Genomic DNA, 11,360 nt, shown 5'->3' on the forward strand with positions numbered 1-11,360 from the left:
ATCAGCAATAATCAGTTCAGGGCATCCATGAACTGTGGGCTGGCCGTGTAATCGCCTTCGAGTTTGACCAAGCGGTTTTGCTCATTGAAGGTCAGGATCAAATTCTTCTGCTCTGGCTTGTCGTGCCCTGGCTTGTGGTAGTACACGTAATACCAGGTGTTGGGGTATTCTGGCTCAGAGATCATTGGCGAGCCCAATACGAATTGGACCTGCTCTTTGTTCATGCCATACCGTAAGGTATCCACATCCGATTGTTCCAGGTAGTTCCCTTGATTGATATCAATTCGGTACACCAGTCGTTCAACGACTGAACAGCCACCTAGCAGGCTGACCGCCAATGTTAAGGCAGCAAGGTTTTTCCAACTCATAGCATCCCGGCAAATTCGCATTCATCTTGCTGCCGATGATAAACAACCCCTCGGCAGAAGTAAAAAAGCAGTAAAGAAAAAAACTGTAATTGAGACTGTCGTACAACCAATTAGTTGCATCACGTCTTCAGTTTATTCTATTTATGCCGCAAACAGCAGTTCTTTTGCGTTGGCTAAGGTGCGCTCTGTGATCTCACTGCCGCCCAGTAGGCGTGCCAGCTCGTTCACGCGCGCTTCTTGGCTGAGCGGGAACATGTTGGTTTCGGTTTGCCCGTCGCTCGATTTTTTCGCCACAAACATCTGTTGGTGACCACAGCCCGCAACTTGCGGCAAGTGGGTCACACACATCACTTGGGTAGATCCGCCCAAGGTGCGCAGCATTTTACCGACGATGGCGGCCGTTGGCCCACTGATCCCGACATCGACTTCATCGAAGATCAGGCTTGGGGTTTCCACTTTCTGCGCGGTGATCACTTGGATTGCGAGCGAGATACGTGACAATTCACCGCCTGACGCGACTTTGCCCAGCGGTTGCAGCGGTTGCCCCGGGTTGGTGGATACCAAGAAGGTGATGGTATCGCAGCCCAGTGGGCTGAGCATACCTTCGGTATCACATTGTACGTCGATCTTGAAAATGCCGTTTTCCATGCTCAGTTGGTGCATGCTGTCGGAAATTTTCTGATCCAGTTCTTTGGCATAACGTTGACGGCTCTTGCTGAGCTTTTCTGCACTCGCCAAGAATTTCTGGCGCAGTAGCTCGACGTTCTCGGCGATTTCAGCCAAGCGTTCGTCGCTGCAATCGAGGTTGTCGAGTTCTTTGAGCAGTTCGTGGTGCTTGGTGAACAATTCTTCAGGCATCACGTAATGCTTACGTGATAGCGAAAGAATTTTGGCCAAGCGCTCTTCTAAATAGATCAAGCGGTGTGGATCCATGTCCAGATTATCCAAATAGCTGCGCAGCTCTTGGCTGGCTTCTTGCACTTGGATAATGGCTTCGTCCAGCATCTGTGGGATCGCACTCAGGCTGCTGTCGTACTCGCCTAAGTTACACACTTGCTGACAGGCCATTTGCAGTAATTGCATGGCATTGCCTTCATCGCTGTCATACAGCACAGACAAGGCGGTTTGGCTTGAAACGGCCAGCTCACCACTGTTCGACAGGCGCTTGTGCTCTTCTTCGATCTCGGCGTATTCGTCTTCGCCAAGGGCGAGTTCATCCAGCTCTTTGACTTGGTATTGGATCAGCTGCTTTTGTGCTTCGTTTTCTTCCAAGCTCTGTGTCAGGCGCTTTAATTCGTTGTTGGCCTGACGCCAGTGTTGATAAGTATCTCGGGTTTTTTCTAAGAGCAGATGGTGCCCGGCATATTGGTCGAGCATTTGCTGTTGGTGATCAGGACGCATCAGTTGTTGGTGTGCGTGCTGGCCGTGGATGTTGATCAGCAGGGAGCCCAGCGCTTTTTGCTGGGAAGCGGGCACAGGGCTGCCGTTAATGAAGCCGCGTGAACGTCCTTCTTTGGTGATCACGCGACGTAGAATACATTCATCGCCGTCAATCAGTTCATTGTCTTCCAGCCAGCGGCGGGCCGCTTGGTTGTTCTGTAACGAAAACGCGGCAGAAATTTCAGCTTTGTCTTCATTCGGACGCACCATGCAAGCTTCCGCACGATCACCCAGACAAAGGCCGAGTGCATCGATAGCAATGGATTTACCTGCACCGGTTTCACCTGTGATGGTGGTCATGCCCGGTTTCAGTTCAAATTCTAGAGTTTTAACAATGGCAAAGTTGGAGATCGTCATGTGTGCCAGCATGTGTTCACCTGTTTAAATCAACACCTGTTTTTTCATACAGTATATACTGTATCGATACACAGTAAAGATCTGGTAGTGAAAAATCCTTATGAAATATTGATCTAGGTTAAATTCATGAAATAAGGCATAAAAAAACCAACCCGAAGGTTGGTTTTAATGAAGGCCTGATGCCTATAAAACAAGCAAGGTTCGCTTAGAATAAGCGGCTCGACCAGCCGAGTTTTCCCCGCAGCACTTCATAGTAGCTGTAGTTTTTAGGGTGGATCAGGTTCAGGGTGTCGGCACTTTGGTAGATGTGAATTTCATCCCCCGGGCTGACGGGCAGTGACACTTGCCCATCGCAACTCACTTCTAAGGTGCTGCCGTTGGTTGGGGACACCATGAGTTTGATATGGCTGTTCCCATCGACCACTAAGGGGCGACATGACAGGGTATGGGGGAACATAGGCACCAGCGAGATGGCATTCAATTCTGACGATAAAATCGGCCCGCCGCCCGACAGGGAATACGCCGTAGAGCCCGTTGGGGTGGCAATAATGAGGCCATCGGAACGTTGCGAAAAGGCGAAACGATCATCAATGTATACCTCAAACTCAATCATGTGGGCGATTTTATCTGGGTGCAGAACAGCTTCGTTAAGCGCGGCGTTACGGCTTTTGATCAAACCGTGTCGGTGCACTTCGGCTTCTAATAAGAAGCGTTTTTCGACCACGTAATCGCCATGCAGCACGAGATCGAGTTCGGTTTCAAAGTTATCCGGGTCGAGATCGGTCAAGAATCCCAGGTTGCCACGATTTACCCCAATCACGGCGATATCAAAACGGGACAGTACGCGTGCTGCGCCCAGCATGTTGCCATCACCGCCAACCACAATGGCCAGATTGGCCCTGTCGCCAATGGTAAGTAGATCGCAAAACGCCGAAGCAGGAATATCGAGATCGTGAGCGAGGCGGTGGTCCACCAATACCTCATAGCCTTTGCCGGTGAGCCACGCGTAAAGGCGGTGGTGTGTCTCGAGGGCCTCTGCGCTGCGGGGCTTGCCAATAATCGCAATAGTATGAAAAACGCGCGTCATTTCCATGATCCGAAAAATGAAGGAAAAGCCAGTATAGCGTCAGGGGAAGCACGTTGTCGCGCTTTGTGATCAATCACGGCTTGAATCGTTGAACTTCATCCCCATAATAAGCGCATGAGGGCTTTTTCTGATGATTTCTAATGAATGGTGCAGAAAACCTTATCTTTATAATGAATACCAGATCTTGGCGGAGAAGCGAAGCATGAGCAACGAAGAGAAAAAAGTACAGGACGAGCAGCTACAACAAGAAAACGTTGAAGCGGTTGAGACTGAATCTGCTGAGCAAGACGTTGTTGAAATGACAGTAGAAGAAATGTACGAAGCGCGCATTGCAGAGCTAGAAGCGGCATTATTGACGTCTGAAGCGAAAGCCAATGAAGCGAAAGACATGGCACTGCGCGCGAAAGCGGAAGGTGAAAATGTTCGCCGTCGTTCAGAGCAAGAAATTGATAAAGCACGTAAATTTGCCCTGAACAAGTTTGCGGAAGAATTGTTGCCTGTGATCGACAACCTTGAGCGTGCGATCGAGATGGCGGATAAAGCGGACGACGCGATCAAGCCAATGCTTGAAGGTGTTGAGCTAACGCTAAAAACCATGACAGACACGGTATCGAAGTTTGGCTTGACGCAAATTCACCCAGTGGGCGAAGTGTTCAACCCTGAGTTCCATCAGGCGATGGCGATGCAGGAAAGTGCTGATCATGAGCCAAACACCGTGATGTTTGTGATGCAGAAAGGCTACGAGCTAAACGGCCGTGTGATCCGTCCAGCGATGGTGATGGTGTCGAAAGCGGTTTCTGGCCAAGCGTAAGCGGGTTTGCTTGATGCTAAAGCCCGCGAATAGATGCGGGCTTTTTATTTTTTTTGATTTTTTTTCGATGTCACCCTTGAAAACAATTTGGCTGCCCCTATTTAGTAGTCATACGACATCGTAAATTAATTTTAGCGGGTCATCCGCATTGTCAGCTGCGTTATGGTAACGGGTTGGCAAGTAGCTAACGAATTTCGGAGAAAGCCTGATGGGTAGAATCATTGGTATTGACTTGGGTACAACTAACTCTTGTGTAGCAGTACTTGATGGTGACAAACCACGTGTAATTGAAAATGCTGAAGGTGAGCGCACCACGGCATCTGTGATCGCATACACCCAAGACGGTGAAACACTTGTTGGTCAGCCTGCAAAGCGTCAGGCGGTTACAAACCCAGAAAATACACTGTTTGCGATCAAGCGTTTGATCGGCCGTCGCTTTGAAGACGAAGAAGTGCAGCGTGATATCGAAATCATGCCGTTCAAAATCGTTAAAGCTGACAACGGCGATGCATGGGTAGAAGCAAAAGGCCAGAAAATGGCTGCTCCTCAGGTATCAGCTGAAGTACTTAAGAAGATGAAGAAAACAGCTGAAGACTTCCTAGGTGAAGAAGTAACAGGTGCGGTTATTACTGTTCCTGCATACTTCAACGATGCACAGCGTCAAGCAACGAAAGATGCTGGCCGTATCGCAGGTCTAGAAGTTAAGCGTATTATCAACGAACCAACAGCGGCAGCATTGGCTTACGGTCTTGATAAGAAAGGCGGCGACCGCACTATCGCAGTATACGACCTTGGTGGTGGTACATTCGATATCTCTATCATCGAAATCGATGAAGTAGAAGGCGAGAAGACGTTTGAAGTACTATCAACTAACGGTGACACACACCTTGGTGGTGAAGACTTCGATAACCGCATGATCAACTACTTAGTTGACGAATTTAAGAAAGATCAAGGTATCAACCTGAAGGCTGATCCGCTAGCAATGCAGCGTCTAAAAGAAGCAGCAGAAAAAGCGAAGATCGAACTGTCTTCTGCACAGCAAACAGATGTAAACCTTCCTTACATCACCGCTGATGCAACTGGTCCTAAGCACATGAACATCAAAGTGACACGTGCGAAACTAGAATCACTGGTTGAAGACCTAGTACAACGTTCTCTTGAGCCACTAAAAGTTGCACTGGCTGATGCTGACCTGTCTGTAGGCGACATCACTGACGTTATCCTTGTGGGTGGTCAGACACGTATGCCAATGGTTCAGGCGAAAGTGACGGAGTTCTTCGGTAAAGAACCACGTAAAGACGTGAACCCAGATGAAGCAGTTGCAGTCGGTGCAGCGGTTCAGGGTGGCGTACTTGCAGGTGAAGTAAAAGATGTTCTTTTACTAGACGTTACTCCGCTATCTCTTGGTATTGAAACCATGGGTGGCGTAATGACGAAGCTTATCGAGAAGAACACCACGATCCCGACGAAAGCGAATCAGGTATTCTCTACAGCTGAAGACAACCAGAGCGCGGTAACGATTCACGTGCTTCAGGGTGAGCGTAAGCAAGCGACGTACAACAAGTCACTAGGTCAATTTAACCTAGAAGGCATTCAGGCTGCGGCTCGTGGTATGCCTCAGATTGAAGTAACGTTTGACCTTGATGCGGATGGTATCCTACACGTATCAGCGAAAGACAAGTCGACAGGCAAAGAGCAGAAGATCACTATCCAAGCGTCTGGTGGCCTGAGCGACGAAGACATCGAGAAGATGGTTCAAGAAGCAGAAGCGAACAAAGAAGCGGACAAAAAGTTCGAAGATTTAGTGGCTGCTCGTAATCAAGCTGACCAGCTAATCCACGGTACGCGTAAGCAAATCGAGGAAGCAGGTGAAGCACTTCCAGCGGATGAGAAAGAAAAAATCGAAGCGGCCGTTGCTGAGCTAGAAGCAGCACGTAAAGCAGAAGATAAAGAAGCGATCGACGCGAAAGTACAAGCGGTAATCGCTGCATCTCAAAAGCTAATGGAAATTGCTCAGCAGCAGGCGCAACAAGCGCAAGCGGGTGCCGGTGAGCAGCAAGCACAGCAAGATGACAACGTTGTTGACGCTGAGTTTGAAGAAGTTAAAGAAGACAAAAAATAAGATAACCCTCGGGTAATTTTGTTTGAGCACGGGCGTTTGAGGCTACTCTGACGCCCGTAGCTGTATTTAAAGGCAGGTGAAAAGATAAGTATGTCTAAACGAGATTTTTATGAAGTTCTGGGCGTAAGCCGTGATGCCTCAGAGCGAGATGTCAAAAAGGCTTACAAACGCCTTGCGATGAAATTCCACCCCGATCGCAATCAGGGTGATGATCAGGCGGCTGAGAAGTTCAGAGAAGTTAAGCAAGCATACGAAATCCTCACAGATCCACAAAAGAGAGCCGCTTATGATCAATATGGTCATGCAGCTTTTGAACAAGGTGGAATGGGCGGCGGCGGTTTTGGCGGCGGCGGTGCTGATTTCGGTGATATTTTCGGTGATGTGTTTGGTGACATTTTCGGTGGCGGTGGCCGTCGTGGTGGCCAGCAGCGTGCCCAGCGCGGTGCGGACTTACGCTACAACATGGAACTGACATTGGAAGAAGCGGTACGCGGTTGCTCGAAAGAGATCCGCGTTCCTACGCTTGTTCACTGTGATACGTGTGAAGGTAGCGGTGCGAAGAAAGGCACGTCAGCAACGACGTGTGGCACATGTCATGGCCAAGGCCAGGTACAAATGCGTCAAGGCTTCTTCGCGGTACAGCAAACCTGTCCACACTGTCACGGTCGCGGTAAGCTCATCAAAGAGCCATGCGGTACCTGTCACGGTCAAGGCCGTAAAGAAGAAACCAAAACCTTGTCTGTTAAGATCCCAGCAGGGGTGGACACGGGCGATCGCATCCGTCTTTCCGGTGAAGGTGAAGCGGGCGAATTTGGTGCACCAGCCGGCGACTTGTACGTACAGGTTCACGTGGCCCAACACCACATTTTCGAGCGTGATGGCAACAACTTGTACTGCGAAGTACCAGTGAGCTTCACCATGGCAGCACTTGGCGGTGAAGTTGAAGTGCCGACCCTTGATGGCCGTGTGAGTTTGAAAGTCCCATCTGAAACGCAAACGGGCCGTATGTTCCGTATGCGTGGCAAAGGGGTGAAATCCGTGCGCGGCGGCGCAATGGGCGATCTGATCTGTAAGTTGGTGGTGGAAACACCGGTTAACTTAAGCTCACGCCAGAAAGAACTGCTGCAAGAGCTGGAAGAAACCCTTGGTGGCACTGCTGCGAAAAAGCACAAGCCAAAATCAGAAGGTTTCTTTGACGGTGTGAAGAAATTCTTCGATGACCTGACCGGTTAATACCACAGAATCATAGAAACAAAAAAGCCAGCGAAAGCTGGCTTTTTTTATGGTGAATAAATACGACTACCAACAGCCATCAATCATCGTATTGCCTTTTTTGGCTGTTCCTACCCCTGCCGCATTCAAATATAGCGTTCCGCATTCATCATCGGTTTGGTTTGTCCTGCTTTGAGGCGTGGCAACCAGTTTATAGTTATCCATTCCAGTACCAGAAGCGTCAACAGAGATGTGATAGCGAGTCGTATCAATCTCACAAAATGCACATGTATTACCAGAAATGATCGAATAATCATATGCACCACTTTGGGTGTAATTATCTTCTAATGTTAATTGAATCTTCATTAGATCAGCCATCACTTGGCTGCGATGTCCTTTAAAGGTATGGGCTTGGTAAGATGGATAAGCAATGGCTGTGATGACACCGAGAATGGCAACAGTGATCACTAAGTCGATCATTGTCACGCCTTTTTGATGTTTCATGAACTCTAACCTCACATTTATTCGAGCTAACTCGATATCCCTTTCAATTTCCACTCCCTCATTCTGCGGCGGTGATAACATCTGAATCAAGTTGATCTTTGTCTATCGGCATGTTTATAAAAGGAATTGAGGTATGGCTCGCGAAATGCTGTGTCGATTGCATTTAAGAAGCGATAATCATCAGAATGCAGGCGGATTTACGTTACTCGAGTTGTTAGTCTCCATTTCGGTCATCGCCATTATGATTGCTGCATCTGCGCCATCATTTAGCTCATTGATGGAAAGCAATAACGTGAAGAAATTGGCAACGGAAGTGGAATGGTTGCTGGTGCAGGCTAAATCAGAATCAGTGATGCGAAATGCCAAATTAAAAGTGCATTATGTGCGTGATGACACCAATAAAACGGTATATCAAACAGATGGAGCATGGGTGTTGGTTGTAACCGATGAGGCTGTCGATCCTACTAATATTGCTTCAGCTAAAGCTGCGGCGATTGCGATGGTAGACGGTAAAAACTTTGACGATATAGCTATGAAAGCAACGACTACTTTTGTTTCTCATACGATTGATCCTGTTCGCGCGACGTCCAGTAATCAGGGAAGCTATATGTTTTATAAAGATCAAAGTAAAGACATGGCGGTGAGGATGAGCCAATTCACAGGACGGATTAGAACCTGTGGCATTAGTGGAGACTATTATAGTTATGCAAAATGTAACTAGGCGATTAGATAAGCAGCGCGGCTTTTCCCTTATTGAGTTATTGGTGGCATCTAGTGTCGGCTTAATCGTTCTTGCGACGGTGGGTTCAGTATTTGTTAGCGGACAAAAATTTGCGTCAGATCGGGCAAAGCAATTGATGCTTGCACAAGATATGAATGATGCTATCCGCTTCATAAAAACGGATGTACAGCGTGCAGGTTATAACGCCGATAATACAGGTTCACTTGTATTATCGGGCGCTTTATCAACGATTAGTGCGAATGCTGGTTCGCTTAGCTACGTTTATGAAGATGAAAATAGTAAATGGCGAATAGTCAAGTTTCGACAGAATCCCAATAATCTTCAAAGCCTTCAAATGTGTGTGGATACGGTGTCAAAAGGAGTGCCTGCCATGCCAATTGATGCCAGTTGTAGCGATAGTGGTGTAGTGGAACAGTTACTCGACCTATCACATATTAATGTTACGGGTTTTACAGTGACGCCAACAGTACTCGCAACACCTAGTGCAACCTCAACGTTGTTAACGATTACGCTTTCTGCGTCATTGAAAAATAGTAATTACTCAAAAACTGTGTCGACAACAATTAAAGCTAGGAATTGGAAGTAATGAATACTCAAAAGGGAATGGCGACGTTATTAGTTACCGTCATGTTGTTAGTCGTGTCACTGTTGTTTTCTCTTGCGTCATATAAAAATGTTTTCTACCAGATTAAGCGCACTCAGAATGAGGTAGAAGAGCGACAGTTGCATTGGCGTGCAGAGGGAGGGTTAGAATGTGCTATAGCGCTGAATAATCATACGCCGAGCCTAGGGGTGACAGGGCAACCTTATGATACGTGTGACACAAATGATTTAACCTTAACGGCTACGCTGTTTTCGGGCACTCAGTATCTGATTACATCAAAGTTTCAGAAGGATAGAGGTCAAACAACGCTCTATAAAAAGATTAAAACCAACCCGCGTACCACTGGGGCAATTCAGGCGATTTCAGACTTGAAATTGGTTGGTTCATATAACATTAAACCTGATGTTGATGGTCCGCTGTCTGATACAGGTAAGTTTAAATGTGTCTCTGTGCGTTATGGCGCGAACTTTTTTGCAGAAGGTGCAGTGAAAGTGAATGATCCCGCCTTAAATGGGCCATACCCAGGATTTAGTGGGCAATGTGGAGCGGAGTACGCGACAGATACATTTGCGGACCTTGGAACAAATGATGCAAATATTAATGCACAAGTGACGCCACCTAGTGCGACGGGGCCGTTGCGGCTTGATTTTATAAAAGATTTAAATATGAATCCCTTTGAAAGCTTTTTCTATCGGCCTCGAGATGAAATTGCAGAGGTAAAAAGCGAGTTTACCGTGATTACGGGGTCGATTGCTGCCGCAGATACGGCAACGGCGACGCGTTGTGATACCAAAATTAAACAAGCATTTCAAACGACGGATAAAGTGTGGGTGGAGGGTAACTGTGATTTGTTGGATGGCACTGGTTTAAATGGTTTTCCTGAAACACCACGTGTATTAGTCGTTGAAAATGGCATTCTCGCCTCTTTTGGTTCGGCAGTCTTTAACGGTGTGGTTTATCATCTTACCGATCCTGTAGCCTATCCAATAGTCGATATGACGACAGCTTGGACAGGTATAAAAAGTGGCGATACGCTTGCTGCCGGAGATAAAGTGAAAGGGGTGTATTATCAGGCAGGTTCGTTCCGTCCCACAGGAGGGCTAGTCTTGGATACCAGAGGCGGCCTGTCTGTTCTTCGTTCAGGGTTTGATTTAACATTTGTGGGCGGCTTGAACCCGAATAATCCACCGCAAACTGTGTATTGGGTTGAGGGCTCATGGAATGATATCTAAGTATAAAGGTTTTAGTCTGATAGAAGTACTCGTATCGATGTTAGTGCTGGGGGTAGGAGTCTTAGGATTGATAAAGCTTCAAACTTATATGGAAGTGAAATCAGATAATGCCTTAACAACGATAGATGCTTTGTATTTAGCGGAAGAAAAATTGGAAACGTTCCGTACGCGCTCACAGAGTGCGGCGACAGGGACCATGCTTTACAGTGCGATTACGAGTGGTTCTGAATCACTGACAGTTGCGGGTAAACCGGCAGACCGTATAGTGGCTGTAATCGATGACTCACCAGTCGTTGGGTCAAAGAAAATTACGGTAACTGTGGGTTGGAATGATCGTTGGGAGACACGGCAGGAAGTGAAGTTAGAAACGGTTATTTCAAAGTACAATGAGTTTGATGATTGATTTACCAACAAAACACAGCGTTTAGGCTGTGTTTTGTTCGATTGGCCTGGTGTGAGGAAATATCGCTTGTCACATTCAATTTCGCCCCTATAATGCGACCTCACTGACACGGACAGCGGCGCTAGCCGGTAACGTAAGTCAGTATTGTTCTTTAACAATTTGACCATGCAATCTGTGTGGGCACTCGTGAAATGATAGTCAACAAAAGAATTATCAATGATACTGAGTGACCAATACAAAATGACGCAAGTTATTTTGGCACAGTCAATTCGTTCGTTACTTCGGTAATGAACAAAAACAGTTTTTCATTGAGCCGCTATTTATAGCAGCAAACACTTTTAATTGAAGAGTTTGATCATGGCTCAGATTGAACGCTGGCGGCAGGCCTAACACATGCAAGTCGAGCGGTAACAGGAAAGAAGCTTGCTTCTTTTGCTGACGAGCGGCGGACGGGTGAGTAATGCCTGGGAACATGCCT

The 11,360-nt window shown here is 47.3% G+C and carries 11 protein-coding genes and 1 rRNA gene; 8 read left to right on the plus strand and 4 right to left on the minus strand.

The features are described from left to right. Positions 1-11 precede the first annotated feature (11 nt). From bamE to nadK, 3 genes are all read right to left on the minus strand, one after another. Positions 12-368: an outer membrane protein assembly factor BamE gene (gene bamE / locus L4C36_RS19335; protein ID WP_428479441.1), complete on the minus strand. Its 357-nt coding sequence runs from the start codon at positions 366-368 to the stop codon at positions 12-14. A 141-nt stretch (positions 369-509) separates the two neighbouring features. Continuing rightward, the gene (gene recN, locus L4C36_RS19340) at positions 510-2,177 is read right to left on the minus strand and encodes a DNA repair protein RecN (protein WP_428479442.1); all 1,668 of its coding nucleotides are present in this window, start codon (positions 2,175-2,177) and stop codon (positions 510-512) included. Between the two features lie 193 nt (positions 2,178-2,370). Next, positions 2,371-3,261, minus strand: coding sequence for an NAD(+) kinase (gene nadK, locus L4C36_RS19345; protein WP_428479451.1), 891 nt, complete (start codon positions 3,259-3,261; stop codon positions 2,371-2,373). Positions 3,262-3,454: 193 nt separating this feature from the next. Between nadK and grpE the strand changes: the two genes are divergently transcribed. The 3 genes from grpE (at position 3,455) to dnaJ (ending at position 7,418) form a co-directional block, all read left to right on the plus strand. Continuing rightward, a complete protein-coding gene (gene grpE / locus L4C36_RS19350; protein ID WP_428479443.1) occupies positions 3,455-4,063 on the plus strand; it encodes a nucleotide exchange factor GrpE in 609 nt (202 codons plus the stop codon). Positions 4,064-4,271: 208 nt separating this feature from the next. Then, positions 4,272-6,185 carry a molecular chaperone DnaK gene (gene dnaK / locus L4C36_RS19355; RefSeq protein ID WP_428479444.1) on the plus strand — a complete coding sequence of 638 codons (1,914 nt, stop codon included), beginning with the start codon at positions 4,272-4,274 and terminating at the stop codon, positions 6,183-6,185. Positions 6,186-6,275: 90 nt separating this feature from the next. After that, positions 6,276-7,418, plus strand: coding sequence for a molecular chaperone DnaJ (gene dnaJ, locus L4C36_RS19360; protein ID WP_428479445.1), 1,143 nt, complete (start codon positions 6,276-6,278; stop codon positions 7,416-7,418). Between the two features lie 66 nt (positions 7,419-7,484). Here dnaJ and L4C36_RS19365 read toward each other — a convergent pair whose 3' ends face one another. Continuing rightward, positions 7,485-7,901: a type IV pilin protein gene (locus L4C36_RS19365; RefSeq protein WP_428479446.1), complete on the minus strand. Its 417-nt coding sequence runs from the start codon at positions 7,899-7,901 to the stop codon at positions 7,485-7,487. 133 nt (positions 7,902-8,034) lie between these two features. On the opposite strand from L4C36_RS19365, the gene L4C36_RS19370 reads away from it, so the two are divergent. From L4C36_RS19370 to L4C36_RS19390, 5 genes are all read left to right on the plus strand, one after another. Beyond that, on the plus strand, positions 8,035-8,622 hold the full coding sequence (locus tag L4C36_RS19370) for a pilus assembly FimT family protein (protein WP_428479447.1): 588 nt from the start codon (positions 8,035-8,037) through the stop codon (positions 8,620-8,622). Then, the gene (locus L4C36_RS19375) at positions 8,606-9,229 is read left to right on the plus strand and encodes a prepilin-type N-terminal cleavage/methylation domain-containing protein (protein WP_428479448.1); all 624 of its coding nucleotides are present in this window, start codon (positions 8,606-8,608) and stop codon (positions 9,227-9,229) included. Before L4C36_RS19370 ends, L4C36_RS19375 begins: the two co-directional genes overlap by 17 nt. Further along, the gene (locus L4C36_RS19380; RefSeq protein WP_428479449.1) at positions 9,229-10,479 is read left to right on the plus strand and encodes a hypothetical protein; all 1,251 of its coding nucleotides are present in this window, start codon (positions 9,229-9,231) and stop codon (positions 10,477-10,479) included. The genes L4C36_RS19375 and L4C36_RS19380 overlap by 1 nt, the downstream gene beginning before the upstream one ends. Beyond that, positions 10,469-10,882, plus strand: coding sequence for a type IV pilus modification PilV family protein (locus L4C36_RS19385; RefSeq protein ID WP_428479450.1), 414 nt, complete (start codon positions 10,469-10,471; stop codon positions 10,880-10,882). The genes L4C36_RS19380 and L4C36_RS19385 overlap by 11 nt, the downstream gene beginning before the upstream one ends. Positions 10,883-11,221: 339 nt before the next feature. Next, a 16S ribosomal RNA gene (locus L4C36_RS19390) occupies positions 11,222-11,360 on the plus strand; the annotation flags it as partial.

This window comes from Photobacterium japonica (assembly GCF_050337005.1).
GTDB classification, from domain to species: Bacteria; Pseudomonadota; Gammaproteobacteria; order Enterobacterales; family Vibrionaceae; genus Photobacterium; species Photobacterium japonica.

Coding starts and splice junctions, on each gene's coding strand:
- bamE (WP_428479441.1), bottom strand. CDS start 368: ATGAGTTGGAAAAACCTTGCTGCCTTAACATTGGCGGTCAGCCTGCTA.
- recN (WP_428479442.1), bottom strand. CDS start 2,177: ATGCTGGCACACATGACGATCTCCAACTTTGCCATTGTTAAAACTCTA.
- grpE (WP_428479443.1), top strand. CDS start 3,455: ATGAGCAACGAAGAGAAAAAAGTACAGGACGAGCAGCTACAACAAGAA.
- dnaK (WP_428479444.1), top strand. CDS start 4,272: ATGGGTAGAATCATTGGTATTGACTTGGGTACAACTAACTCTTGTGTA.
- dnaJ (WP_428479445.1), top strand. CDS start 6,276: ATGTCTAAACGAGATTTTTATGAAGTTCTGGGCGTAAGCCGTGATGCC.
- L4C36_RS19365 (WP_428479446.1), bottom strand. CDS start 7,901: ATGAAACATCAAAAAGGCGTGACAATGATCGACTTAGTGATCACTGTT.
- L4C36_RS19370 (WP_428479447.1), top strand. CDS start 8,035: ATGGCTCGCGAAATGCTGTGTCGATTGCATTTAAGAAGCGATAATCAT.
- L4C36_RS19375 (WP_428479448.1), top strand. CDS start 8,606: ATGCAAAATGTAACTAGGCGATTAGATAAGCAGCGCGGCTTTTCCCTT.
- L4C36_RS19380 (WP_428479449.1), top strand. CDS start 9,229: ATGAATACTCAAAAGGGAATGGCGACGTTATTAGTTACCGTCATGTTG.
- L4C36_RS19385 (WP_428479450.1), top strand. CDS start 10,469: ATGATATCTAAGTATAAAGGTTTTAGTCTGATAGAAGTACTCGTATCG.